Genomic DNA, 26,411 nt, shown 5'->3' with positions numbered 1-26,411 from the left:
TTTTGGGAGGTTAGTAGCGATTGGCGATCGGCAGATCCTTCGCCGGGAAGAGCGAGATCACCTCACAGCCCTTGTCGGTCACGACCACCTCTTCCTCGATCCGCGCGGCCGAGTAGCCATCGGTTGCCGGGCAGTAGGTTTCCAGCGCGAAGACCATGCCGGTCTGGATTTCCATCGGGTTCTCAAGGGAAACCGCGCGGCTGATGATCGGGCGTTCATGCAGCGCGAGGCCCAGTCCGTGGCCGAATTGCAGGCCGAAAGCGCTCAGCTCATCCGGGAAGCCGAATTCCTCGGCCTTGGGCCAGGCTTGCGCCACAACGTCGGTGGTCACGCCGGGGCGGATCAGGTCAATCGAAGCATCGATCCACTCGCGTGCCTTGATATAGGCGTCGTTCTGGGCCGGCGTCGAGAATCCGACATTGAAGGTCCGATAGTAGCAGGTTCGATAGCCCTGGTAGCTTTGCAGGATATCGAAAAACGCCTGGTCGCCGGGACGGAACTGCCGGTCGGTGAAATTGTGCGGATGCGGATTGCATCGTTCACCGGAAATGGCGTTGATCGCCTCGACGTCGTCCGACCCCCATTCGTAAAGAAGCTTGTTCGACAGTGCGACGATCTCGTTTTCGCGCACGCCCGGCTTCAGTTCTTCATAGATCGCGTGATAGACGCCATCCACCATGCTGGCCGCCTGGTTGAGCAGCTGGATCTCGTCGATATTCTTGATTTCCCGCGCGCTCAGCATGACTTGCTGACCATCGACCACATTCAGCCCTGCCTCTTTCAGGGCAAAGAACATTGCGGTTTCGGCATAGTCGACGCCCACCGGCATGTCGGCCATACCAGCCTTCTTGATCAGGCTGGCGATCTCGTTTGCGTATTTTTGCATCAGGCCAAAGCTGGGCGGAATGGTGCCGCGCATGCCGACGACACCGGCCAGCATCCGGTCCGGGTCGAGCCAGTCGCAATATTCGCGGTGATGCACCGCGGCAGAACCGAAGTCCCAGACATAGGGCTCCTCGTCGCCGGCCAGCAGGCAGAACCGGCACATCTTGTCGCGTTCCCACTCGCCGATCTTGGTGCCCGAAACATAGCGGATGTTATTTACGTCAAACATCAGCATCGAACCGAGGTTCGATTTCTTCAGCGCATCCTTGGCGCGGCTGAGGCGGTAGCGGCGCAGGCGGTCGTGATCGACCCGGCGCTCGAAATCCACGGCGGTGTGGCCAAGGGCGGGGATGTGCCTGTCCCAGCGCCAACGCGGATCCATATCGCCGGGCTGCAAGATGCGGGGGTTGAGAGCATTGGTGTTCATAAAGGCCTCCTTGCGCCCGTGGGCGCCGTATTGGTTCAGGTGTTCGGGAGGAGGGCAAAGCCCCCGGGATTACTGGATGCACCAGCCCCCATCGATGTGGATCATCTGGCCGGTCATGTAGTCGCTGTCGTCGCTGGCCAGGAAAGAGGCGGTGCCGACGATGTCGTTGGGGTAGGATACCCGCTTGATCTGCAGCGCATCGCGGACGATGTCGTCATAGGCCTGGCCTTCGCGTTCCTTGAACCCGATGTCGACAAGGTCCTTGTCGAGTTGCTCCCAGAGCGGGGTCACGACGACGCCCGGCGCATAGCCGTTGACGGTGATGTTGTGCTCGGCCAGCCCGATGGCGCCGCAATGGGTCAGGGCAAGGCAGCCGTATTTCGAAGTGCAGTAGACGGTGACGTCCACCAGCGGCTTGCGCGAGGCGATCGATCCGACATTGATGATCTTGTAAGGGTGATCCTTCATCGGGCCCTGGGCGATCATCTGGCGGGCGGCTTCCTGCATGCCGAGCCACATCGCCTTGGTGTTCACGTTCATGATCATGTCCCAGTTGTCTTCGTCGATATCCATGAAGAAACGGGGTTTGTTCAGCCCGGCATTGAAAAGGGCCACGTTGATATTGCCGAAGGCTTCGACCGTTGCGGCCACCGCCGCTGCGTTGTCTTCGCGCTTGGTCACGTCCATCTTGACCGCAATCGCCTTGCCGTTGCCGCGTTCGTTGATGCGGTCGGCAGTTTTCTGGGCCTCATCAAGGTCGAGGTCCCCGAGGCAGACATTCGCACCCTGTTCGGCGAAATGCTCGGCATTGGCCGCCCCCATGCCGCGTGCGGCACCGGTGATCAGGATGTTCTTTCCTTTCAGGCGATTGGGATCCATGGTTCAGTCCTCCTCAAGTCACGTAAAACCGTTTGGTTCGATCAGGGCGTCGGCCCGGTCCTGGGCGCGGCGCAAAGCCTCGCGCGGGGTCACGATCCCGCGCAGCATGTCGTGGAATTCCTCGCCGCAGATCTGAATGATGTCGCAGATCTCGGGCACCGGCGGGCGGGGCCAGAATTGAAGCTCGTCGCGCCAGGACATGCCGTCGACGGCCTCGAATATCGGCGATATCCGGCGCACCTCAGGATCGGCGGCGACCGAGTAGCGCGAATTGGTGCGGCTGCCGTTCTCGATATACATTTTCTGCGCCTGGGGAGAGGTGAAGACCAGCAGTGCCTCGACCGCGGCGGGAACGCGTTCCGGCGGCAGGTTGGCCGGAATGCCCATCGCATAGCCGCCCACGGGGGCCACGGGCGACGCACCGGGCCCCGCTGGATGTGGCAGATATCCGGTCTGGCCGTGGGCCGGTGACGAAGGGTCCAGTTCGAAATACGGTGCCAGAAGCGTATAGCCATAAGCCATGGCGATACTGCCGGCAGCATAGGGGCGCACCCGTTCATACCAGGACATCGACAGGATGTCGGGCGGCGAATATTTCAGAAGATCGAGCAAGAATTCCGCGGCTCGCAGTCCTGTCTCGGTGTCGATCGTCGGGCGATAGTCGTGGTCCGCCAGATGATCGGTGTCGAACCCGCCGGCGACTTCCGGAAGATTAAGGATCGGCTGGCCGAAGTCGGCCATGGTCATCAGGACGGTATGGCCTAGTGCGGTGCCGCGGGCGGCATTCCAGGCGATGCCATAGCGGCCCCGCTGCGGCGCGTGCAGCGCCTTCGCCGCATCAAGCAATTGATCTGTTGTCGCTGGCGGTTCCAATCCAGCTTCGGCAAACAGGTCGCGGCGATAGAACAGCAGTTCGGGCGTGGTCTGGGCCGGCACGCCATAAGGGCGGCCACCCCAATGTGCCGCCTTCCAGCCGGCGGTGTGGAAATCCGCCGGGTCAAGCCGGGCGATATCCATCGCTTCGTCCAGCGGCATCAAAACACCGCTCTCGGCAAAGCCGCCGACCCAGGGCAGGTCGATTGCTATGATGTCGTAGCGGCTCGTTGGACGTTCGGCGTTCTTGACCGCTTCCTCGCGCAGCCGGTCGATGGAGAAGGCGCGCTGGTGGATTTGTGTGCCGATGGTTTGCTCGAACTGTTTCTTGAGCGTGTCCATCACCATGAAGGTCGGGTCGCCATGAACCAGGGCCCGGATCCCTCCAGGCACCTTGAGCTGTTCGGGAAGCACCTGAAGCGGCGGGATCGTCTGTGCAGACAAGTAGGAGCCGCCGAAATAGTAATCCTTGGTCTCGGTGGTCGTGCCGACCGTCTCGAAACGGGCCGTGGTCAGGCGGCGAAGCCTCCCGGCCAGTTGAACCCAGTTCTGAAGCAGTTCGTCGCTGGGGTGCAACGAGAAGCTCTTGCCGCTTTTGGTGCGCGGGCGCTGGTCGATCAGTCCGGCCTCCACCATTTCCTTCAGCCGGCGGTTCGCGGTGGCATAGGGCACGCCGCTTGCACCGATTAGCGAGGTCTGCGTGACCGTTTTGGCTTCGAAATGGCCACGCAGCAGGTGCAGGGCCATCCGCAGGTAGGGATTGGGCGCGAAAAGGTCGAGCGAATCCTCAAGCTCGCTGCCGAAATCTTCCAGATAGGATATCATCTGGAGCATTTCGGTTTTGCCCTGGGGCGCGACCGCTTGGTCTATCATATGTGCACCCATGACGGTCATCAGTCGCGCTTGAGCCTCCTCTTCCTGTCGTCGCAGTGAATTGTTCAGTATGGATGGTTTTGGTTCGGTCATCTTGTCCGGCCCTCCTCAAAATGTTCCAATTGACACCCGGATCGTATTCCAAAAGAATCCATTCTGGATGTTAAAAAGATCAAAATGGATATTTTGTGTGCATAATGGATGATCGGTTTTGTCCATGTTCATTGGCAATCGTTCGGACCCCCGAATGATGATTCCCCGCTAGGGAGGCGGGGCAGAGTTCAATCCAGGGACATCCGGGAGGAGATCCAATATGAAACTTCGCAATGCACTCGCCGTGACCACTACACTTGCAATGACGTGTGGCGGGGCCGCTTGGGCGGACGGCTTCAAGATCGGCATCACTCAGAACAATGTCGGCGTCGATAGCTATCAGACCACCTACGAAAAGGCCTTCATCGAGGCAGCGGAAGCCAATGACAACGTCGACGCTGTCGTTCTCGACGCGGGCGGCGACGTGGCTCGTCAGATCGCCCAGATGGAAGACCTGATCCAGCAAGAAGTCGACGCCATCATCATTTGGCCGACCAACGGTGAGGCGGTGATCCCCGCCGTCCGCAAGGCCAAAAAGGCCGGCATTCCGGTGATCGTGACCAACTCGAACATTGCCGAAGCTGGCTTCCCCTTCGTTGCGTCCTTTTCGGGCCCCGACAACATCACCCAAGGGGCGCGTTCGGCCGAAATCATGTGCGACAAGTTCAAGGAGATGGGTATCGAAAACGAAGCCCGCGTCGTGCAGATCTCGGGCCAGCCGGGTTACACCACCGCGATCGAGCGTCAGAAAGGATTTGACGACCGTCTGCCGGAAGTTTGCCCGAACGTGGACCTGGTCGAAACCCAGCCGGGCGACTGGAATCGCGAAAAGTCGCAGAAAGTCATGGAAGCCTTCCTCGTCAAGTACGATGACATCGATGGCGTCTATGCTGGTGACGACAACATGGGCGTAGGTGCCCTGAACGCCGCCAAGGCGGCCGGTCGCGAGGGTATCATCTTCGTCGGCGCCACCAACTTCTCCGTCGGCTACGAAGCCATGGAACGCGGCGAATACTGGGGGTCGATCTACCAGTCGCCGGTCGACGATGCCGAAGCGGCCTTGCAGACCGCGATCGACGTTCTGTCGGGCAAGGACGTACCCTTCCTGAATTACTTCGATACCCCGAAGATCACTCAGGACAACATGGGTGACTTCACCAAGCCGGTCTTCTGATACCAGCTTGATGTCGGGCGCGGCGGAGGAGCCGCGCCCGCTTTTCCCAAGACAGCAACACGTATTATCTTATCGGGAGGATGCCATGGGTCGCGTGTCCGGACGTTCCTGTATTGTTACCGGCGCCGCGCGGGGAATCGGCCGCGCCATCGGAGAAGCGCTGCTTGACGAAGGTGCCGACGTTTGCTTCGCGGATATCAACGGCGATCTGGTAGCGGAAGTCGCCGAAGCCAACGCCCGAAGGGTGCATGGCAACGGTGCCAAGGTCACTCATGCCCAGGTGGATGTGGCCGACCGGGAACAGGTGCGGGCAATGATCGGGCATGCGGTCGACGTGTTCGGCAAGCTGGACGTGAAGTTCAACAATGCCGGCGTCAATAGGCCGATGAACTTCCTCGATGTGACCGAGGACAATTGGCATTTCATCATGGACATCAACGGACTCGGCTGCCTGATCGGCATGCAGGAGGCCGCGCAGCAATTCATCCGGCAAGGCACCAGTGGCAAGATCATCAACACTGCATCTATCGCCAGCCGACAGGGTTTCGACAACGTAGCCCCCTATTGTGCCTCGAAATGGGCCGTTGTTTCCCTGACCCAGTCAGGTGCGCGCGACCTTGCCAAGCACGACATCACCGTGACAGGCTTCGCCCCGGGCGTCGTCGCAACGGAGATGTGGGAGGAGGTCGACAAGGATCTGATGCAAATCGGCGCGGCCGAAAAGCCCGGTCAGGCGATGCAGGAATTCTCGGCGGAGATTCTCAAGGGGCGCGTCGCGACCCCCGAGGACATCACCGGAACGACGACGTTCCTGGCATCCAGGGAAAGCGATTACATGACCGGTCAGATCGTAATGATCGATGGAGGCATGACGCTGATCTGAAAACACCATCGGATTGGGGAGGATCAGATGTCGAACATCTCAGGCAATCAAATGGGCGGCTTCGGCAGCCTGAAGGAGGAAGCCATGACACGGCTGTCGAAATCCAGTATCGGAGGCTTTCTGGCCCGTCAGGGGATCCTTGTCGCCTTCGCGTTTTTCATAATCGGTTTCACGATCGCCAACGAGCGGTTTCTTGATCCTGACAACATCATGGGAGTGGTTCGGTCTTCGGCCATACTCGGTGTCATGGCCCTTGGCGTGACATTTGTCGTCATCAGCGGAAATCTAGACTTGTCCGTCGGATCGATGATGTCGTTTTCGACCATCGTCGTGCTGGATCTGCACGACAAGATCGGACCAACGCTTGCGATCCCGGCGATGTTCGCAATGACCCTTTGTCTGGGCGCGATCATCGGGTTTCTGGTGGGCTATCTGAAGCTCAATTCACTGATCGTGACCTTGGGAATGCTGTCTGCGATCCATGGGCTGACGCTGACCTATTCCGGCGGCAAGAACATGGATATTTCCGACAAGGAAGGCACCTGGTTCGGCGTCTTCGGGCAGGGGGACCTGCTGGGTATTCCCGTGCCGATCCTGCTGTTTGCCCTTCTGGCGGCCTTTCTGGGTATGGTCTTGGCCAAGACACCGTTCGGGCGCAAGGTCTACGCGGTGGGTGGAAATGGCGTCGCGGCGACCTTTTCGGGCATTCCGCGGGCGCGTGTTGTCTTCACCTGCTACCTGATGTCCGCCCTGTGCGTCGCCACGGCGGGGCTGATACAGGCCAGCCGCTCGTTGGGGTCGCAAAACACCGTCGGCCAGGGGCTGGAACTGGAAGTCCTCGCTGCGGTCATCCTCGGCGGTGCGTCGCTGCTCGGCGGTTCGGGCACCATTTTCAAGACCGTAATCGGCGTTCTGATCCTGGGCTTCATCCAGAACGGTCTGCTGCTCGTCGGTCTGCAGTTCTACGTCCAGTATGTCGTGACCTGGATCATCATCATCCTTGCTGTCTGGCTCGACATCGCGGCCAAGCGCGGCAAGCTCTGGTCCCAGATCGCGTGAAGGAGGAGTCATCATGGAACCCGGAACTCTCAGCACATTCCTGAAGCGCGGCGCCATCTGGGGCTTCATCGTCGTCGAACTGATCTTCTTCACAGTGGCGGGGGAATTCCTTTCGCTCAGCGACAAAGCCTTCATGGATCTCGACAACATGCTGCTGCTGTTCAAGCAGTCGGCTCCGATCGGCATCATCGCCTTGGGCATGACCATCGTCATGATCAACGGTAACATCGACCTTTCCGTTGGCGCGACCTTCGCGTTGTCGGCCGTCATCCTGCTTGATTGCATGACCTGGCCGTTCTTCGCCGGTCTCGGGGATTGGGTCATTCCGGTCGCATGGGGGCTGGCGCTGCTGACCGGCATCGCTCTGGGTGCGATCAACGGCCTGATCGTGTGGAAAACGGGCGTGGACGCCTTCATCGTCACCCTGGGATCGATGCTTGGCTACCGCGGCCTGGTCTTCATGTATAACGGCGAGCAGCCCACTTCGCATCTGAACTGGACACTGGTGGATTTCGCCGAGGCACAGTGGCTGGGCCTGCACACCGCCACTTGGTTTCTGATTGTCATGACGGCTGCGATCTGGTTCCTGATGAACCGCACGGTGCATGGCCGCAATGCCTATGCGGTCGGCGACAATCGCGACGCGGCAGTGAACGCCGGTATCCGGGTTGGGCCGCATATCATGATCAACTTCATGATCATCGGTTTCCTGGCCTCGTTGTCAGCCGTGGTCTTCTATTCGGAAAGCGGGTCGGTGAATCCCAATGACGGCGAACTGTACGAACTCTGGGTGATCACTGCGGTGGTGCTTGGCGGCACCAAGCTGACCGGCGGGGCGGGGTCGATCCTGTCCACCCTGGGCGGGGTTCTCGCGATCCAGCTCCTGCGCAAGGGGCTGGGCCATATCGGCGCTGATACCGAAACCGTGAACCTCGTCATCGGCTGCATCCTGATCGCGGTGCTGTTCCTCGACCGGCAACTGAACCTCAAGGGCAAAGAGGAGTTAAGAGTATGACCGAACAAACACCGGCGCTCCGGCTCGAAGGGATCGTCAAGACCTTCCCCGGCGTCCGCGCCCTCGACAATGTGTCTTTCAGCGTCATGCCCGGCGAGGTCCATGCCTTGATGGGGGAAAACGGCGCCGGCAAATCCACCCTGATGAAGGTTCTGGGCGGTATCTACCAGCCCGAAGAAGGCCGGATCGTGGTGGGCGAGGAATCGGTTGTCATGACCTCGCCGCTCGAGGCGAAATCTAAAGGGATCGTCTTCATCCACCAAGAACTGAGCTTGGCCGAAGAACTGTCGGTTGCCGAAAATATCTATCTGGGCGAATTGCCGCGCAAGCGGTTCGGCTTGGTCGACTGGGACAGGCTTTACGCCCAGACCGACGAGATCCTGCAAAAGCTGAAAGTGGGATTCGACGCCCGCACCAGGGTCGGCGATCTCAGTATTGCCAACCAGCAGATGGTCGAGATCGCCCGCGCGCTCACCGTGGACGCCAAGGCGGTGATCTTCGATGAACCCACCGCTTCGCTGACGGACGCGGAAAAAGTGGTGCTGTTCGATGTGATCGCCGATCTGCAATCGCATGGTGTGGGGATCATCTACATTTCGCACCGGATGGAGGAGATCTTCAAGATCACCGACCGGATCAGCGTTTTGCGCGACGGGCAATACCGGGGCACGCTGACGACGGCAGAGACCAACGAGGATGAAGTTACGCAGTTGATGATCGGGCGCAAGCTCGACCTCAGGCGAAACGTGTCGCATCACGAATTGGGCGGTGTCGCGATCGAGGTACGCAACCTGTCCTGCGGCGACTTGTTTCACGACGTCAGTTTCAAGGTGCGAAGGGGCGAGGTGGTTGGCTTCTATGGCCTTGTTGGCGCTGGCCGCACCGAGATCGCCGAGACGCTGTTCGGCCTGCGCGAACCGAGCGCTGGAACGATCCTTCTGGACGGCGAGGAAACCGTCATCCACTCGCCGATCGATGCCATCGCCAAGGGCATTTCGCTGGTGCCCGAGGATCGCAAGGGGCAGGGGCTCGTGCTGGGCATGAACTGCAGGGACAACATGACCTTGCCGCAGATCGATGACCTGAAAGCCGGGCCGTTCGTGGCAGAAGGTTCGGAGATCGCGATTTTCGACCAGTATCGCGACAGGCTCGACATACGGACGCCGGGCTGGAAGCAACAGGTTGGCAATCTTTCTGGCGGCAACCAGCAGAAGATCGTCATCGGCAAATGGTTGTCGATGCATCCCAATGTGCTGATCGTTGATGAACCGACGCGGGGGATCGACGTCGGATCGAAATCCGAAATCCACAACCTGATCCGCGAGTTGGCTGCGCAGGGATACGCGGTGATCGTGATTTCGTCGGAAATGCCTGAAGTGCTGCACGTTTCCGATCGCATCGTGGCGATGTATAGCGGCCGGATCATGTGCACGTTTACCTCTGAGGAAGTCACCGAAGACAACCTGATCCAGGCGATTTCCGGGATCACTACTGACACAGCCGCGTGATGCGCGTTGGGGTGGATGGGCCGCACGGGGCATATGGCGTGCAGCCTGATCCGATCCGGCCTGATCCGACGGTCTTTAACCGGACCTTGCAGTAGAAAGACAACCGCGGGATCGGCAGCAGTCTGCACTGGTTGCCGGTCCACGGCTTGCGCTTTGCGGATGAAATCGTTGGCCATTGCCAGTCCCCCGATCTTGGCGTGCAGCGCTTTGATCTGCGCCCTTCTGCGCCTCCCGTGTCGCTTTCGTTTTGAACTCGGGGGAATGCTGCTTGCGTTTCGACGACTCAGATTTCCCTTTCGTCGAAGATCAGCAGACGGCAAATCGTAGCTTAGGTCAGCGTCCGATGTTCGGCGCGTTGCCCATTGGCAAGGGTGCTCAAGCCGAAGTCGTCGAGAATCGCGTAGAGTGCGGGGAGCGCAAAGAGCACCACAACCCCGGCATAGAGTAGCCCGAAAACGAGACTGGCCACGAGAGGGATCAGGATTTGCGCCTGAAGGCTCGTTTCCAGGAGGATCGGGGTCAGTCCGGCAACCGTGGTCAGCGACGTCAGAAAGATCGCCCGGAAACGGGCCTGCGCTGCGGTTGATGCGGCCTCGGCCACTGTTGTCGCCGCACCATGCTCGTTCTTGATGAAATCCACCAACAGGATCGAGTTGTTGATCACCACACCAGAGAGAGCGACATATCCCAGCATACTGGGCATCGAGAAATCGAGCCCCATGGCCATATGACCAAAGACGGCTCCGGTCAGCGACAGGGGAATGATTAGCATCACAACCACCGGCTCCAGATAGGACCGGAACAGGAAGCTGAGTAGCAAGAACACCCCGATCAGCCCAATGATGAACCCTTTGAGCATCGATTTCTGGGTTTCCCCGGCTTCTGCGTTCTGTCCCTCGACATTCAGGGTGACGCCGGGGTGGCGCAGCAGGAATTCGGGGACAAAACGCGCGAGGGTATCGGTGACGATGGCGTTGGCATTGGCGATGCCGGTATCGATCGTGCCTTGAACCGTTACCGTTCGCCTGCCGTTGTCGCGGTTGATGCGGCTGTACCCGGTGCCGGTGGTGACGTCCGCCACGACACTCAACGGTACGGCGCTTCCGTCGGGGCGGTAAATATCAAAGGTCGTGAACAGGTCGAGATCGGCAAGCGCGTCCGCGCCGAATTGCGCCGTCACCTCGAGAAGATCGCCCCCCACCTGCATCTCGCTCACCGTCAGGCCGAAATAGGCGGCGCGGAGTTGGTCGGCGACCATGGCGGCGGTGATGCCCATGGGGCCGGCGGCATCGTTGAGCTGCACCTGCAATTCGCGTTTCCCGGGCCTGAGATCCGACATCACGGAGGTTACGCCCCGATATTGCCAGATCCAGTCCTTCAATTCATCCGCCGCCGCACCGAGGGCGGGCAGGTCGTCGCCACGCAGGCGCATGTCGATGGCAATTCCGGCCGGGCCGATCGTTGATTCGGCAAAGTTCAGGCTGATGGCATCAGGTATTGGCCCCACCGCCGCGCGCCAGCGTTGCATGATCTCGTCCGGGCGGGTGATGCGCCGCGACGACGCGAGCAGGTCGGCGCTGACGGTTGCGACATGCTCGCCGCTTTCGAAGGCGTCGCGGTTCACCCCGAACAGAACCGAGACATGGCGCACGAGTTCAGCCCCCTCGGGTTGGGCCGGGGTCAGATCGGCGTTGACCTGCTCCAGGCCGGCCTCCAGCTGCGCGACGATCGCCTCGGTCCGCGATTGCGGCGTGCCTTGCGGCAGCAGGACGCGGGCCACAATCGTATCGCCGTCAAGCTCGGGGAAGGCGGTGAACTTGACATAACCGCCAGCCAGCATGGAAACCGCAAGCAGCAGGGCCGCGAGGGTCAATCCGGCTGTGGCATAGCGCCAGCGAATGGTCAGGTCGACCAGCGGCCCGATAAGCCTTTTGCGAAGCCACGTCATGGCCCTTTCGACGCGGGCACGCGCGCCAGCCTGCTTTGGCAGCGCCTCCAGCGTGTGGACAAGGTGATGGGGCAGGATCAGGAACGCTTCGATCAGGGAAATCGTCAGCACGAACAACATCACGACGGGCACGACCCTCAGGATGGCGCCCAGATTCCCCTGCAAGAAGGCCAGAGAGCCAAAGATCATCGCGGTCGTGGCAAAGGAGGCCAGAACGTTCGGAAAGACCTGCTCGGCACCTTCGACCGCTGCCTCGAACGCATTGCGGCCCTTTTCCCGCAGGCGAGCGATGTTTTCGGCAATCACGATCGCATCGTCCATGAGAAGCCCGATGACGATCAGCAATCCCAGCGTGGTCATGAGGTTGAGCGAATAGCCGACCGCGCCCATCAGGGCGATGCCGCCCATGAATGACACCGGAAGCCCCATCGCCACCCAGAACGAGAACCTGAGACCGAAGAACAACCACAGCACCAGGAAGACCAGCACCAGCCCTTCCAGCCCGTTGACCACGACCAGCATGAGGCGCTCGCGCACGACCGAGGCTGCGTCAGACGAGATTTCCATCACGATGCCGGGGGGCGCCTGTTGGCGTTCTGCCGCAAGAAAGTCCTGCAATGTGTCTATGATTCTCAGGCTGTCGTCTGAGCGGGTCTTGCTGATCTCCAGGATCGCGGCCGGCCGGCCATCGAACAAAACGAAATTGTCGGTCTCCGCGAAGCCTTCCGAAATGTCGGCGATATCACCAAGCTGGACACGCCCGCCCGTCTCTGCGGACCGGATGACAAGCGCCGCAAGCGCGTCGGCGCTCCGACGTTCCTCGTCTACGCGCAGGAGAAGCGTTTCGGTTCCGGTGGTCAGGCTGCCTGCGGGCAGGTCGAGGCTTGCGGCCTGCACGGCGCGGCTCACGTCGAGGGCCGACACGCCATATTCCCTGAGGGCCACCGGGTTCAGCCCGATCTGCAGTTCGCGCGTGGAAAAGCCGGTGATGTCGACGATCGGGATGCCGCCCCATTGCAGCATGCGCGTCCGGATCTGTTCGGCATAAGCGCGCAGGTCGGTGCGGTTTTCGGGCCCCGTGATCGCGACAGAGACGACAAAATCGGTCTGCCCGAGGGTGCGTATTCGGGGCGGCTCTGCCCGATCCGGCAGATATGATATGGCCTCGATCTCCGAAGTCACGTTCGCGACAAAGGCCTGATACTCTTCTCCTTCGCGCATTTCGACCATGGCACGCGCCACTCCTTCGCGGGCTTCGCAGGATTGCCGGTCAATGCCGGTGACCGCGTCGAGCGCGTTCTCCAATCGCTCGCATATGGCGGTCTCGACGTCTTCCGGCCGGGCGCCGGGGTAAGGAACTGTGATTTCGACTTCACTTTGTGCCGCGCGCGGAAAGGTTTCGCGCAGCAAGGACGGTGCAACGATCAGACCGGCGGCCAGGAAACCGATCATCAGAAGGTTGGCGATCGTCGGATGTCCGGTGAAGTATCGGATCATTCGGCCGCCCCCACGCTGGCAAGGTCGGCCATCAAGGCCGCGTCAAGATGTGGCTCGAGAAGCATGCCCTCGATCACCGGGCTGGGCGGCACCACGAGAATTCGCGCCCCGGGGGCCAGGCCGTCGGTCGCCACGATGATGTCATCCTGAACGAGTCGCGGTGTCACTGGGACGCGTCGCAGCCTGTTTTCCTCATCGGCCAGCAGGACCGCGCCATCGCGCAGCGCCGTGCGCGGCAGCACGAGACCCTTGAGCGGAGGCGCGCTCAGCACGACCTCGACGAACATGCCTTGCGTCAAGGGCGGCCGGCTTCCCGGCGCCGCGGTCCGATAGGCATCTTCGACACGCGCGATGACACCCACCGTGCCGGTGCGGATATTGATTGTGTCACTCAGCCGGTCCACGGTTGCGTTCCAGCTCACCGTCTCGCCGCCCAGTTTCAGGTTGACCGTGACGGTCAGGTCCAGATTGCGGATCGTGTCGGTCATCGCGGATGGGTCCATTGGCAACATGCCTTCTCTCGGCACGGCCAGGCGCAACAGGTCTCTCAGGCTGGCAAGGTTGATCTGCGCTTCCACTTCTGCGGCGTCGATCCCGTCTAGTTCTGCTACCGTGCTGCCTGCGCGAACGAATTCCCCCGCCTCCACCGCCACCATGGAAACACGGGCGGTGTAGGGCAGGGTCAACTCGGTACGGGCCAGGTTCAATTCGGCCTGTTCAAGGCTGATCCGTGACGCATCTATCTGTTCCTTTTGCACGGCGCGTTGCGGCGGCAACAGGGCGATAGCGCTTTTCACGCTCTGGACCCTTTGGCGTTGCGCCAAAACCGCCGCGAGAGCCGCGTCTCGGCTGGTTTGCGGCGCGGAACCGGCCTGGAATAAGTTTTCGGCGCGGGTAAGATCCTGTTCCCTCAGGGTCAGAGTTTGCTGCTCGATCGCGAGCGAGGCTGCATGGTTTGCTTCGGCAACCGTCAACTCTTCAAGGCGCGCCTGGGCTGTTCGTATGGCGGATTTGGATTGAGCAATTGCCAAATTGAAGTCGGCCGGTGACAGGCGCACCAGCACCGATCCTTCCGGAAGGATTTCGCCACGATGAAGCGCGGGGTTCACATACTCGGCAGTTCCGGCCACCTGTGCCACGGCCGCATAGACGCGGGCTGGTTCAGCCCGCCCGAAGCCGCTGACAACTGGATTGACCAAGCGGGTTTCTGCGGTGATGACGCTGACGTGAGTGGCGCGCTCGGCCAGAACATGCCGGTCGGGGGGTGGCCTGTTGGACACAGTGTAGGCTAGAAATCCGGCGCCGAGACCGGCGATCGGGAGGGTTATCAGCATGAATTTCAGGATCTTGTTCACGATGCGGACTCACTTGGTGCCAAGGTTCTGATTTGAAGGTCGAAAAGCCGTTGACCGTCTGCCACCAGGCGCGATGGATCTCGCGACACGATCATGCGCAAAACTTGGCCCTGTACTGCACCTATGATCAAAGTCGAGATGTCTGCCGCCGCGATATCTGCGCGAATGGTGTTTCTTTCTTGGGATTGCCGGATCAGGTCCTCCATGAGTTCGCGCAGCCGCGCCATTTCCCTTTGCAACCGTTGCCGAATGATCTGGTGCGAGGCGCTTGCGTGGCGCATGACCATGATGTCGGGCAACGCGGGGACTTCCTGAACGAAAGCCAGATGCCTGCAGACGAGGTCTCGCAGTTTGCGCTCGGGGCTGAGCGGGGAGGCATTGCAGGCCAGAATGTTTTCACCGATCCGTTCGGAAAGCCGTTCTGAAACCTCAAGCCAGATCGCATCCTTGGTCTTGAAGTGCTTGTAGATGGCGGGCTGAGAAATACCCAGCCGTTTGGCGATCAATGAGGTGGACACCGCGTCGGGGCCAACCGCGAATGCAAGGGCCAACGTCGCCCGGACGATGTCCGACCGCCTGCTGTTGCGGGTATGTGCCTGGGGGGCGGTCATGTCCGGCGTGGCCGGATAAGGGCGGATATGCTCGCCCATATGAAAAAACGCAGTGTCAGGGCCGCGACCGTGCGCATCTCGAATGCGGTGCCCGCCAACACGAGCAGCGCAAAGACGGCTGCGACTGCAAGTGTGGCAACCGCAATCGCGACGGATAGTGGAAACGCCCAATGCGCCCATTTCCATATCCCGAAGCCCGCGACGACATAGGCAAAACCGGCGGCGAAGTTGAACCAGACCACCAACGGCACGACGTCGCCGGCCTGCGCGCGGATCGCCTCGCCTCCGAAAAGGACCGAGCCTCCGGACACGATCGTCAGTCCCCCGAAGACCAAGGCCAAGACCGCTGCGCCTCTTGTCCAAAGAGGATGGGGGGGATGGGTTTTTACTGGTTCTGGCATTGGGGAACTTCTCTTCAGCCGTGCAAGTCTCGATCAATTCGCAGAGTTGGTTATAAGCATATAACCTACTCCGCGGAAAAGCGACTGCGCAAGGGCAATCATGACATGCAGCAGAATGCTGATGACGAAGCCGTCCCCTGTCACATGCTGTCAGGAAAGCCCGGGCCACTTCAGCCGGGCACCGAAGAGTTTCAAACCAACATGGCCGCATATGCCCATGACGCAGGGCGCACGGTCACACTGCGTCACCGGTGGCCGATACGCGCCCGGAAACGCGCCATTTCCTCTTCGGGGGGGCGTTTGCCGGTGTAGATTTCGACGTAATGCGGGAAGCGTTGCAGGCGAATGTCCATCGGTTCTTCCACGCGCATGGAAATGTATCCGATCTGCACGAGGTAGATCGTACGGGCGCGCACATCCGCGTCGTCGGGGGCATGGCCCCAGCGTACGAGCATTTTCGTGAGCGCGTCGAGCCGGACAGTGTCGGCCTGCTGCACGCGTTCGACTACCTTGCTGTCCTGCTGGGCCCAGGACCTGACGGCCTGCTCGAGCCGGGAATCGAAGCGGTCGTCGGGCAGGAAGCTGCTGATGACGTTCAGCATCGCCTCGGTCTCGGTCGCCGCATAGTCCTCGGTGGCGCGGACGAGGTGGCCCGTGGTCGAGTTTTCCCAGCGGTCCAGAAGCGCGTCGAGAAGCTGATTCCGATCCTTGAAGAACCAGTAGAAACTGGTGCGCGACAGTTTCAGCGACTGCGCGAGCGGCAGAATCTTGACTGCATCGACGCCGTGTTCGGCCAGGGCCGCATAAGCCGCGTCGAGCCAGACTTTGGGCGACCCGCGCCATCCGCGTTCGGGGAGCGACTCATTTGGCATGTGCATATCCGCGTTAGAAGCGACAGAATTTCGAGAACTGTACGTTAAATGTGCGCTCTTGTTCATTTCTGCAACCGAAATTTCTTGCAGCTCGCGTGTTTCGCGCCTGCTCGCCTCCCGCTCCCACAGGGATATGCCTTGGTAAGCGACTGATAATAATCAATTCAAATTAGCTGCTCCGGCAAGGTTTCTAAAAAAGACACTACTGAACAATAATATTGACATAAGTGAACATTATGAAAAAGGATGTCGTCAATCCTTGTATCTTCCAGCCCACAAGAGACGCGACACATGTCTAACGATCCCTTGCTCCAGCCCTATCAGCTTAAACACCTGACGCTTAAAAACCGGTTCATGATCACCAGTCACGAGCCGGCCTATCCCGAGGATGGCATGCCGAAAGAGCGCTACCGCGCCTATCATGTGGAGCGTGCGAAGGCCGGTGTCGCGTTGACGATGACCGCCGGATCCGCATCCGTTGCGCGCGACAGCCCGCCCGTCTTCAACAACATCCTGGCCTGGAAGGACGAGGTCGTCGGCCATATGAAAGCGCTAACCGATGCCTGCCATGACGAAGGCTGCGCTGTCATGATCCAACTCACCCACCTCGGGCGCCGTACGCGCTGGGACAAGGCGGACTGGTTGCCGGTCGTTTCCCCGAGCCACGAGCGCGAAGCCTCCCACCGCGCTTTCCCTAAGAAGTTGGAAGATTGGGACATCTCGAGGATCATAGAAGACTACGTCGATGCCGCCGAACGGATGAAGGCAGCCGGTCTCGACGGTGTTGAAATTCAGGCCTACGGCCACCTGATGGACCAGTTCTGGTCGCCGCTGACCAATGATCTTGAGGGTGACTATGGCGGTAGCCTCGACAACCGCCTGCGTTTTACCTTCGACGTTCTTCAGGCCATTCGCGAGCGCTGCGGCGACGGGTTCCTTGTCGGTGTGCGCTACACCGGGGACGAGGACCTGCCCGGCGGGCTGACCAAGGAGGATGGCCTCAGCATTTCCCACAAGCTCAGGGATAGCGGGCTGGTCGACTTCCTCAACGTGGTCAAGGGCCATATCGATACCGATCCGGGGCTGACGGACGTCATCCCGATCCAGGGCATGCGCAATGCACCGCATCTGGATTTCGCCGGAGAAATCCGCGCCGCAACGCAGTTCCCGACGTTCCACGCGGCGAAAATCCCGGATGTCGCCACGGCCCGCCATGCCATCGCCAGCGGCAAGCTCGATATGGTCGGCATGACGCGCGCGCAGATGGCCGATCCGCATCTCGTGCGCAAGGTGATGGAAGGGCGGGAGGATGATATCCGTCCCTGTGTCGGCGCGAATTACTGCCTCGACCGCATCTATCAGGGCGGCATGGCGCTTTGCCTGCACAATCCCTCCACCGGGCGCGAGATCGAACAGCCGCATGCGATCGCCAAGGCGGAAAGCAAAAAGCGCGTGACCATCGTGGGCGCAGGTCCCGGCGGCATGGAGGCGGCGCGTGTCGCGGCCGAACGGGGCCATGAGGTCAACGTGTTCGAAGCCGCCGATGCACCGGGGGGGCAGATCCGTCTCACCGCGCTTCAGGAACGCCGCCGTGAAATGATGTCGATCATCGCCTGGCGCTACGATCAATGCGTCAAGATGGGCGTGAATTTCCACTTCAACGTCTTTGCGGATGCCGATGACGTGGTGGCGACGACCCCGGACGAAGTCATCGTTGCGACAGGCGGGTTGCCGCATACCGAGGTGCTCGGAGAAGGGAACAATCTGGTGGTGTCGAGCTGGGACATCCTGTCGGGGGACGTGGCCCCGGGCAAGAACGTGTTGGTGTTTGACGACGCGGGCGATCACGCGGGACTTCAGGCGGCAGACCTGATTTCCGAACGCGATGGCCGTGTCGAAATCGTCACGCCGGATCGGTCCTTCGCTCCGGAGGTCATGGCGATGAACCTCGTCCCGTACATGCGCAACCTGCAAAAGCGCGACACGGTGTTCACCGTGACCTGGCGGCTCAAGTCGGTGGCGCGCGAGGGCAACCGGTTGAAGGCGCTGCTTGGTTCCGATTACGGCGACATGACGCGCGAAAGGATCGTGGATCAGGTCGTGGTCAACCACGGTACGCGCCCGCTTGATGACCTCTATTTCGACCTCAAACCGAAGTCGCGCAACCTGGGCGAGGTCGATTACGAGGCGCTTGTCGCCGGGGAAGAACAAGCGGTCGAGCGCAACGCTGACGGGGCGTTCAGGCTATTCCGCATCGGCGACGCCGTTTCCGCGCGCAATACCCACGCGGCGATATACGACGCGCTGCGCTTGACGCGCTGCTTTTGAACCGATGCCCCGGAGTTTCACGGCTCCGAGCATTCGCCCGATACGCGGCCGCACGCGGGTGTGGCGTCGCCCTCCGGACCGAAACGGCCGCGCTGGACCTTTGCGTCGCGATAATCAGGCGGCATTCCGGGCGGCGGCGCGACCGGCGGCTTCGCCGGTTGCGAATGCCGTCCCCATTACCCGGATCGAGGCATAGGCCGCCGCATCGGCTCCGATCGTACGGCCCGCGAAATACAGGTTGTCCAAACCTTTGGCGCGCAGGCAATCAAGCGGGATGTCGGCATAGCCATCGCCGCCGATCGGACGATAGACCGGTTTGCCCGCCACGGCGTGATCTTCGATGGGCCAGGCCGCTTTTGCCACGCCGTCGGGGCGTTGCCGACCGGTCAAAAGGTCTTCGCCGGTCAGTTCGTAGCGCGCCGCGGGATGGCGGCTTTCGCGGATGCCGATTTGCGGGCCCGTTTGCGAAAGATAGGCGTTTTCGAAACCGGGCACGCGATTGCGCAGCACCTCGACATAGTCCTGCGCGGCGGCGCGGGCCGCCTGCTCGGCGCGGGTGAAGCTTTCGGAGCTCAGGTCGGGAAGCGCGTGATCGTACATCATCCACCACATGTCGCCGGTGCGGGGCACCTGGGTGAATATGCCGCCGTCCTCGCGCGCGGTCGGGTAGGCGCCGGTTTTGTTATATTCCCTGAAGGCTTCGATGATCGCCGTGCGGTCGATCGGCACCGAGGTATCAAGCCCACCGACGCGAATGGGGCCCGACACCGCCTGAAGATGGCCCATGTCATTGCCGGTCCGGCAGGGCAGCCCCGCGATCAGCGACAGGTTAGCGTCGCCTGTCGCATCGATGAAGGACTCGGCCACCACGCGCCGGCGCCCGTCCATGCCCGCAAGCGTCACCGATTGAAGCCTCTCGGCCGTCCGTGTCGCCGCAGCCACGCGGGTATGGAGCAGAACCGTCACGCCATGCGCCGCCAGCACCCGGTCCAGCGCCAGCTTGACCGCCTCGGGTTCAAGCAGGATGATCCAGTTCTGGGTCGTGGGCGAACAAAACGGGGCGCAGTCGAGCCCGAGGCGGCGGAGTTCGTCCAGCACCAGATCGGCAACGCCGCCGACGGCCTTGATCGGGTCGGGGCCCTGTTGGAAAAAGCCGCAATAGGCCAGGACGTTCGATGTCGTCGCTGCGCCACCCAGAAACCCGTATTTTTCCACCAACAGCACCCGTGCGCCGGCCTGTGCGGCGCCTAGGGCCGCGCCGATGCCGCCGGCGCCGCCTCCGCAAACGATGACGTCGTAGTCGCTTTCGGGTTTCGCGCTCATGTGGGATGCTCCTAGGTCAGGGCGGGCCGCTTGTGGGCCGCAATGATCGGCACGCCATGCGTCGCGTGGCGTGCCGGTATCGTGGTCACTGGGTCAGGTCAGGGTCGAGAAGTAATGCTTTCCGGGCGCCCTTTCGGTTGGGCTGCCGGCATCACATCCGCCAGCCCAGCAAGCGTCGCTCGATCCATCCGATCGCCGCGCTGATGATCACGCCCAGAAGCGACAGGATCACCACCCCCGCGAACAGCCGTTCGAGGTCATAGAGCGACCCCGCCTCGAGGATGTAGGCGCCGATGCCGTATTCCGCGCCCAGCATTTCCGCCGCGACCAGCAGGATGATGGCGATGGCCAGAGAGATGCGCAGGCCCGACAGAATGCCGGGCATCGCGCCGGGCAGAACGATCTTGCGCACGATGGACCACCACGAAAGGCCGAAGCTCTGCCCCATCCGGATCAGGGTACGGTCTACGTTGTCGACCGCGCCATAGGTTGCCACGACGGTCGGGGTGAAGGTGCCGAAGGCGATCAGGGCGTATTTCGATCCCTCGCCGATACCGAACCAGATCACGAACAGCGGCAGCAGGGCGATTTTCGGGATCGGGAAGATCGCCGCGATCAGCGGCACCATGCCGGACCGGATATAGGAAAACAGCCCGATCAACACGCCGACGCTGATCCCGATACTCACGCCGATCGCCGCCCCGACCGCCAGTCGCGACAGCGAGGGGCCAAGATGCTTGAACAACAGGCCACTGGTATAGAGCCCTTGCATGGTTTCGAGAACGTCGGACGGTTTGGGCAGTGTCAGCGCCGAAATCCAGCCCGCCCGTGTCCCCATTTCCGCAATGGCGATGAGGACCACGAAAACCATGACGCCGACCCAGCGTTGCGGCTTGGGCGCAAAGCCGCCCCCGCGGAAAACGACGGATTTTGCTTCGACTTCAGACATTGATCAACTCCGCATCCGCTGCACGGGCTTCATCCCGCATCAGGAGCCACAGGTGTTTTTGGGCGGTTTCAAGGTCGGCATCGCCGGTTTCGCGTTCGGCAAGCGGAGTGTCGATATTGACCACCTCGCGGATACGTCCCGGGCGGCGCGACAGCACCACGACCTTGTGGCCAAGGCGCACCGCCTCGGCAAGGTTGTGGGTGACATAGACCGCGGTGAAGGGTTGGCGGGTCCACAGATCCACCAGGTCGTCCATCAGCAGTTCGCGGGTCTGCGCGTCGAGCGCAGACAGCGGTTCGTCCATCAGCATCACCGCGGGCTTGACCGCCAGCGCGCGTGCAATCGCCACGCGCTGTTTCATGCCGCCGGAAAGCTGCTTGGGCAGGGCTTTGGCAAAATCGGTAAGCTTCGTTCGGGCAAGGACATCGTCGATGATTTCCTGCGCCGCAGCGCCCTTGATGCCGTGGTCTTCCAGCACCAGCGAGATATTGCCCGACACCGTGCGCCACGGCAGCAGGGCAAAGTCCTGGAAAACATAGGTCAGCGGGTTCAGGCAGCCTTCGGGCGGTTCACCCATTTGCAGCACGCGCCCCGACGTCGGGCGTTCCAACCCGCCGATGAAGCGCAGCAGCGTGGACTTGCCACAGCCCGAGGGGCCGACGATGCACAGGATTTGCCCTTTGGGGATGTCGAGGCTGATGTCGCGCATCACTTCGAAATCATCATAGGAATGGCTGATGCCATCCAGTCGGATATCCATGAAATACCTACCGTTTTGAGGCGGGGGCATGTCGTTGCACGCCCCCGCCGTTGAGAGACAGCTGAGTTATGCGCCGACGGTCTCGACGTAAGAATCGTCGACCAGCGTATCGAGCGTGATGTCCGCGCCAACCAGGCCTTCGGACTGGAACCAGCTGAGCTGATCCTGCACCGACGCCACGTTCAGCGCCGCGTTCTTGCTCAGGCGCATGGTGCCGTTGACGATTGAAGGCGCTGCCTTTTCGCGCGGCCGGTCCGTGTAGACATATTTGTGGATCAGATCGATCATTTCGTCCTGGCCCGCATCACCGCCGGTCTTGTCGATCATCGCGGCGGCGTAATCGTCGACGCCCTTGGAATAGCCGGCCAGGAAGCTTTCGGTCTGGCCCCGTTCATCCGCGGCGTTCTTGGCCGAGGTGAAGACGGTGGTGACCTGATAGTCCGGGATGTAGTCCGATACGTTGCCGGCGATGTGCCACGCGCCCGCCTTGGCCAGCGGTTTGGCGATATGGGGCACGATCGACCAGCCATCGACCTGGCCGGATTTCATCGCGCCGATGATCGCGCCGACCTTTTGCAGCGGCGTGAAGCGCAGGTCGATCCCTTCGGCCGCGGCCATCTTGGACCCCATGTAGTGGAACGACGATCCGGCTTGCGTCACCGCGTATTTCTTGCCGTCGAGATCCTTCAGCGTCGTGATGCCCGCGTCGTAAGAGGCGCTGGAAATCAGGTACTTCTGGCCGTCGATGCCTTCTTCTTCGGTCAGGGCGCCACCGATGACCTTGATCGCACCCTTGTCGGCGAGGCTGATCAGGCCGCCCGAAATGGCCGTCACGGCATAGTCGATGTCGCCGCTTGCGATGGCCACGGCCATCGGTTGCGCCGCCTGGAAGAACTCGAATTCGACATCCAGCCCGGCCTCGGCGAAATAGCCGCGTTCGAACGCGACGAAGCTTCCGGAATGCGAGGTGAAGCGCAGCGCGCCGACCTTGACCTTCTTGTTCATGGCGATGGCCGGTGCGGCCAGTCCGCTGGCGGCCAGGGTGCCGCCCATCAGGGCGAGTGCCTTGCGGCGATTGAGCGTGATCATGATAATCCTCCCTATGATCCTGGTTCAGGTTTCTGCAGTCAGTTCGGCCTCGATATCCTTTTGCAGGATCGCGATGGCCTGATCTTCGTCGCGTGCCAGCACCGCATCGACCAGCTGGCGCTGCCGGTCCTTGCGTTTGCTGAAATCCAACCGGCCTTCGCGCAGCAGCGCCAGGCGGAAACGGCGGCTCTGGTCGAAGAGTTTGCGATGCAGGTCGATCAGGCGCGGGCTTTCGCAGCCCTCGATCAGCGCCTGTGAAAAGGCGCGGCAGGCTTCGTCCCATTCCAGCGCGGTCAGGTCATCGGCGTCGCCGGCCACCACGCTTTCCGTCTTCTGCAGCGCATGATGGGCGGCGATCACGCGGCCTTCCCAGGCGACATCGCCGATTTTCAGCGCCAGGCTCAGCGCGATCTTCTCGATCTCGCTGCGTACCATCATGATGTCGCGCAGGTCGTCCTCGGTCGCCGAGGCGACGCGGAATCCACGCTGCGCCGACGCCTCGACCAGACCCTCTGCGGCGAGCGTCCTGAGCGTTTCGCGCATCGAATGGTTCGATCCGCCGTAACGGGTGCGCAGCTCTGCGATTTTCAGCTTCTGGTCCGGCAGCAGGGTGCCGAAGGAAATGTCCCGGCGCAACGCGGAGGCCAGCATATCAACGATCGTGTCGTCATCGCTTGTATCGCGCCTAAAGATCATTTTGTTCCTCATTCATAAAAATGTTGGATATTATTGCGATTGATGTATGTTTTCTGTCAAGTCTGTTTTTGCCGGAGCCTCAAGCAATGGATATCACTGGAAAAACGAAGCTCTTTCCAATCATCGGCAGCCCCGTGGATACGGTGTTTTCCCCCGGGGCCTTCAACGAGTTCTTCCGCGGCAAGGGAATCGATGCGCGTATGATCGCGCTGGAAATCCCGTCGGACGCGTTGGGCGATTTCTGGGCATTGCTGCGCGCGAGTTCGAGCTTTCTGGGCTGTTCGGTTACCTATCCGCATAAGCAGGCCGCCTTCGGGCAGGTCGATGCGTTGACGCCGCGCGCATCGCGCCTTGGGGCGATCAACACGATCAACCGCGGCCCCGACGGGCGCCTGACGGGCGATGCAACCGACGGGGTCGCGATGCGCGCGGCTCTCCGGGCGGCAGGGGGCAGCGTGCGGGGCAAGACGGCGGTCATCCTCGGTGCCGGAGGCGGGGCAGGGCAGGCGATTGCGGATGCCTTTTGCGAAGCCGGGATCCGTCAACTCTGCCTGATCGAGCCGGACGACGGGCGCCGGGCGGCGGTTGTGGACATGATCGCCATCCATTGGCCGGACGTGTCCTGCACAGAGCAGCGCGCCGGGGCCGAAATCCTCGTCAATGCAACCACACTGGGAAAATCAGCCGATGATGCGGTGCCCTTCGGAGAAGACGACCTGGAGCAGGCGGAAATCGTGTGCGACGTCGTGACCGGCCCGTCTGTCCCGCCTCTCCTGCTGGGGGCGGAGCAACGCGGCGCGCTTACGGTTTCGGGCGCGCAGATGGGCGCGCAGCAAATCCCGGCCCAGCTGTCTTTCATCGGCCAGGTCTGAGGTCGCGCGCTTCGTCATCAACACTGTGCGGGGTTCTCGGCTGTCATCGTTCCGGTCGAGACCGGAAGCGCTACGGTCGCCTCGAAGCCCGAAGCCCGACCCGGTCGGGGCGATTTCAGGTCAAGTTCGCTGCCGATGCGTTCCGCGATCGCCGCGACGATGGCAAGCCCGAGCCCGCTGCCATCGATGCCGGTTCCGGCGCGTTCGAACCGGGCCGTCAGCTGCGTCAGCGTTTCGGGCGGCACGGTGGCCCCGTCATTGGCCACGCTCAGCGTCCCGTCTGCCATCAGTTCCACTTCGACCGGGGCGGTATCCGAACCGTGTCGCAAGGCGTTCTCGACAAGGTTACGGCACAGGATGCCGAATATGTCCGGGTCGAGGTCGGAAATCACCGGCTGATCCGGCAGCGTGAGCGCAATGCGCCCGGACGGAGCCGCCTGCCCGATATCCTCGATCACGATACGCGCCACCGTTCGCAGGTCCGAGCTTCGGTCCAGCCGCAGCCGGCCGCCTTCGGCGCGGGCGAGCTGCATCAGCCGCTCGGACAGTCGCGTGAGCCGTTTCAGGGTCGCCTCGATGTCGCCGGCCCGCGCCTTGGCGGCGGGATCGGTGGTTTCGGCTTGAAGGCGTTGCGCCTGTGCGATCGCCCCGGCCAGCGGGGTCCGCAATTCATGCGCGGCGTTGGCGGCAAAGCTGCGCTCGGCGTCGAACGCCGCGCGCAAGCGTTCCAGAAGGGCGTTGAGCGTCGCCGCCATCGGGGCGATATCGGAGGGCAAGCCGTCTGCGGGCACCGGCGAAAGGTCGCGGGCATTGCGCGCATGGAGCGTTTCGCGGAACCGGCGCAGCGATCCCAGGCTGGCCCGCACCGCGAAAGCGATGACCAGCAGCGCGACGGGAATGACGATCAATAGGGGCAATCCGAGACCGATCTGGATTTCGCGCGCCACGGCCGCCCGGTGGTCGAGCGGTTCGGCGACGGTGATCCGGATGCTGCCCTGAAGCGCGTCGTCGTTGTAGAGCCTGTGGGTCGCCGTCTGGCGCAGCCCCGGTCCGTCATAGGCCGGGAACACCGCGGGATCGGCGGCGTGCGATTGCAGCAGGATACGCCCCTCTGCGTTCCGCACGATATAGGTGAAAAACTCGTCATGTTCGCGGACGGCCCCAAGCCGTTGCGTAATGCCGGCATCTTCGCGTCCGATGATATCCACGACCGCCAGCGGCAGCAGGCGTTGCGCGGTTTCCTTCAGCGCGGAATCGAACACTTCGTCCATTTCGTGACGCAAGAGCGTGGCCGTCACCGAAGCGGCCGCGATCCAGAGGATCGTCAGCAATATGCCCAAAGACAGCGCCAGCCGGGCCATGAGGCTGCGCGGCGGTTTCATGGCGTGCCCAGCCGGTAGCCCATGCCGCGTTCGGTCTCGATCACTTTCGGTCCCAGCTTCTTGCGCAGGCGGCTGACATGGACCTCGATCGTGTTGCTTTCCACCTCGGCATCGAAGGCATAGAGCTTTTCCTCGAGCTGCGCCTTGGACAGAAGCTGACCGGGGCGAGACAGGAAGGCCTCGAACAGTGCCCATTCGCGGGCGGTCAGCTGAACCGGCTTTCCGTCGCGGAAAACGCTGCGCGCGGCAAGGTCTATTTCCAGCGCGCCGTGGTTGATGATCGGGTTCGGGTTGCCGCTGTAGCGCCGCGCGACCGATCCGATCCGGGCCGACAGTTCGGCTAGGTCGAACGGTTTGACCAGATAGTCGTCGGCGCCCGCGTTCAGCCCCTCGATCCGGTCGGACACCTGGTCGAGCGCGGTGAGAATGATCACCGGCGTCACGTCGCCGCGCGACCGCAGCCCCTTCAGGAAGGGGATCCCGCGGCCGTCGGGCAGCATCAGGTCCAGCAGGATCAGGTCATAGGCCGTGCCCGCCAACGCATCGCCGGCCGCATCGAGGCGCGTGACCCAATCCGCCGACTGGCCATCGCTCGTGATCTGGTCGCGCACTGCGGCGCCCAGAACCGTGTCGTCCTCGATCAGCAGAATGCGCATGTC

General features: G+C 61.8%; 22 protein-coding genes. 7 read left to right on the top strand and 15 right to left on the bottom strand.

All coding sequences use genetic code 11. The features are described from left to right. Positions 1-10 precede the first annotated feature (10 nt). From IT775_RS16885 to IT775_RS16875, 3 genes are all read right to left on the bottom strand, one after another. Positions 11-1,312 (bottom strand): M24 family metallopeptidase, encoded by a 1,302-nt coding sequence (locus IT775_RS16885; RefSeq protein ID WP_212702404.1) that lies wholly within the window; start codon positions 1,310-1,312, stop codon positions 11-13. A gap of 69 nt (positions 1,313-1,381) precedes the next feature. Further along, positions 1,382-2,191: an SDR family NAD(P)-dependent oxidoreductase gene (locus tag IT775_RS16880; RefSeq protein ID WP_212702403.1), complete on the bottom strand. Its 810-nt coding sequence runs from the start codon at positions 2,189-2,191 to the stop codon at positions 1,382-1,384. 18 nt (positions 2,192-2,209) lie between these two features. Beyond that, entirely contained in the window at positions 2,210-3,898 is a 1,689-nt protein-coding gene (locus IT775_RS16875; RefSeq protein ID WP_246525673.1) for an extracellular solute-binding protein, read from the bottom strand. Positions 3,899-4,250: 352 nt separating this feature from the next. On the opposite strand from IT775_RS16875, the gene IT775_RS16870 reads away from it, so the two are divergent. The 5 genes from IT775_RS16870 (at position 4,251) to IT775_RS16850 (ending at position 9,669) form a co-directional block, all read left to right on the top strand. After that, positions 4,251-5,204: a sugar ABC transporter substrate-binding protein gene (locus IT775_RS16870; RefSeq protein WP_212702401.1), complete on the top strand. Its 954-nt coding sequence runs from the start codon at positions 4,251-4,253 to the stop codon at positions 5,202-5,204. An 85-nt stretch (positions 5,205-5,289) separates the two neighbouring features. Continuing rightward, positions 5,290-6,087, top strand: a complete 798-nt coding sequence (locus IT775_RS16865; RefSeq protein WP_212702424.1) for an SDR family NAD(P)-dependent oxidoreductase — start codon at positions 5,290-5,292, stop codon at positions 6,085-6,087. An 84-nt stretch (positions 6,088-6,171) separates the two neighbouring features. Beyond that, positions 6,172-7,146, top strand: a complete 975-nt coding sequence (locus IT775_RS16860) for an ABC transporter permease (RefSeq protein ID WP_212702423.1) — start codon at positions 6,172-6,174, stop codon at positions 7,144-7,146. A 13-nt stretch (positions 7,147-7,159) separates the two neighbouring features. After that, on the top strand, positions 7,160-8,161 hold the full coding sequence (locus tag IT775_RS16855) for an ABC transporter permease (protein ID WP_212702400.1): 1,002 nt from the start codon (positions 7,160-7,162) through the stop codon (positions 8,159-8,161). Continuing rightward, positions 8,158-9,669, top strand: coding sequence for a sugar ABC transporter ATP-binding protein (locus IT775_RS16850; RefSeq protein WP_212702399.1), 1,512 nt, complete (start codon positions 8,158-8,160; stop codon positions 9,667-9,669). Before IT775_RS16855 ends, IT775_RS16850 begins: the two co-directional genes overlap by 4 nt. Before the next feature lie 328 nt (positions 9,670-9,997). On the opposite strand, the gene IT775_RS16845 is transcribed toward IT775_RS16850, so the two are convergent. The 5 genes from IT775_RS16845 to IT775_RS16825 form a co-directional block, all read right to left on the bottom strand. After that, positions 9,998-13,114, bottom strand: coding sequence for an efflux RND transporter permease subunit (locus IT775_RS16845; RefSeq protein WP_212702398.1), 3,117 nt, complete (start codon positions 13,112-13,114; stop codon positions 9,998-10,000). Then, a complete protein-coding gene (locus IT775_RS16840) occupies positions 13,111-14,469 on the bottom strand; it encodes an efflux RND transporter periplasmic adaptor subunit (RefSeq protein WP_212702397.1) in 1,359 nt (452 codons plus the stop codon). The genes IT775_RS16845 and IT775_RS16840 overlap by 4 nt, the downstream gene beginning before the upstream one ends. Further along, the gene (locus IT775_RS16835; RefSeq protein ID WP_212702396.1) at positions 14,466-15,119 is read right to left on the bottom strand and encodes a TetR/AcrR family transcriptional regulator; all 654 of its coding nucleotides are present in this window, start codon (positions 15,117-15,119) and stop codon (positions 14,466-14,468) included. The genes IT775_RS16840 and IT775_RS16835 overlap by 4 nt, the downstream gene beginning before the upstream one ends. Continuing rightward, the gene (locus tag IT775_RS16830) at positions 15,077-15,421 is read right to left on the bottom strand and encodes a hypothetical protein (RefSeq protein WP_246525671.1); all 345 of its coding nucleotides are present in this window, start codon (positions 15,419-15,421) and stop codon (positions 15,077-15,079) included. The genes IT775_RS16835 and IT775_RS16830 overlap by 43 nt, the downstream gene beginning before the upstream one ends. Positions 15,422-15,726: 305 nt before the next feature. Further along, positions 15,727-16,353 carry a TetR/AcrR family transcriptional regulator gene (locus tag IT775_RS16825; RefSeq protein WP_212702394.1) on the bottom strand — a complete coding sequence of 209 codons (627 nt, stop codon included), beginning with the start codon at positions 16,351-16,353 and terminating at the stop codon, positions 15,727-15,729. 291 nt (positions 16,354-16,644) lie between these two features. Here IT775_RS16825 and hpbA point away from each other — a divergent pair, with 291 nt between their 5' ends. Further along, positions 16,645-18,681, top strand: coding sequence for an NADH:flavin oxidoreductase (gene hpbA / locus IT775_RS16820; RefSeq protein WP_212702393.1), 2,037 nt, complete (start codon positions 16,645-16,647; stop codon positions 18,679-18,681). 114 nt (positions 18,682-18,795) lie between these two features. Here hpbA and IT775_RS16815 read toward each other — a convergent pair whose 3' ends face one another. The 5 genes from IT775_RS16815 to IT775_RS16795 all read right to left on the bottom strand — a co-directional run bounded on the left by IT775_RS16815 (position 18,796) and on the right by IT775_RS16795 (position 23,498). Beyond that, entirely contained in the window at positions 18,796-20,004 is a 1,209-nt protein-coding gene (locus IT775_RS16815; protein WP_212702392.1) for an FAD-dependent oxidoreductase, read from the bottom strand. Between the two features lie 151 nt (positions 20,005-20,155). Then, positions 20,156-20,953 (bottom strand): ABC transporter permease, encoded by a 798-nt coding sequence (locus IT775_RS16810; RefSeq protein ID WP_212702391.1) that lies wholly within the window; start codon positions 20,951-20,953, stop codon positions 20,156-20,158. Further along, positions 20,946-21,713: an ABC transporter ATP-binding protein gene (locus tag IT775_RS16805; RefSeq protein ID WP_212702390.1), complete on the bottom strand. Its 768-nt coding sequence runs from the start codon at positions 21,711-21,713 to the stop codon at positions 20,946-20,948. Before IT775_RS16805 ends, IT775_RS16810 begins: the two co-directional genes overlap by 8 nt. Before the next feature lie 66 nt (positions 21,714-21,779). Next, positions 21,780-22,802, bottom strand: coding sequence for an ABC transporter substrate-binding protein (locus IT775_RS16800; RefSeq protein WP_212702389.1), 1,023 nt, complete (start codon positions 22,800-22,802; stop codon positions 21,780-21,782). 24 nt (positions 22,803-22,826) lie between these two features. Beyond that, positions 22,827-23,498, bottom strand: a complete 672-nt coding sequence (locus IT775_RS16795) for a GntR family transcriptional regulator (RefSeq protein WP_212702388.1) — start codon at positions 23,496-23,498, stop codon at positions 22,827-22,829. A gap of 86 nt (positions 23,499-23,584) precedes the next feature. Between IT775_RS16795 and IT775_RS16790 the strand changes: the two genes are divergently transcribed. Continuing rightward, positions 23,585-24,370 carry a shikimate dehydrogenase family protein gene (locus IT775_RS16790; protein ID WP_212702387.1) on the top strand — a complete coding sequence of 262 codons (786 nt, stop codon included), beginning with the start codon at positions 23,585-23,587 and terminating at the stop codon, positions 24,368-24,370. A 17-nt stretch (positions 24,371-24,387) separates the two neighbouring features. On the opposite strand, the gene IT775_RS16785 is transcribed toward IT775_RS16790, so the two are convergent. Beyond that, complete coding sequence (locus IT775_RS16785; RefSeq protein ID WP_212702386.1) at positions 24,388-25,752, bottom strand: ATP-binding protein; 1,365 nt, start codon at positions 25,750-25,752, stop codon at positions 24,388-24,390. After that, a complete protein-coding gene (locus tag IT775_RS16780) occupies positions 25,749-26,408 on the bottom strand; it encodes a response regulator transcription factor (RefSeq protein ID WP_212702385.1) in 660 nt (219 codons plus the stop codon). Before IT775_RS16780 ends, IT775_RS16785 begins: the two co-directional genes overlap by 4 nt. Positions 26,409-26,411 lie beyond the last annotated feature (3 nt).

Origin of the sequence: Thalassovita aquimarina (assembly GCF_018219815.1) — a bacterium.
GTDB classification, from domain to species: domain Bacteria; phylum Pseudomonadota; class Alphaproteobacteria; order Rhodobacterales; family Rhodobacteraceae; genus Thalassobius; species Thalassobius aquimarinus.
Note: the sequence above shows the minus strand (reverse complement) of the source record. Positions and strands in the feature narration are given on the sequence as shown.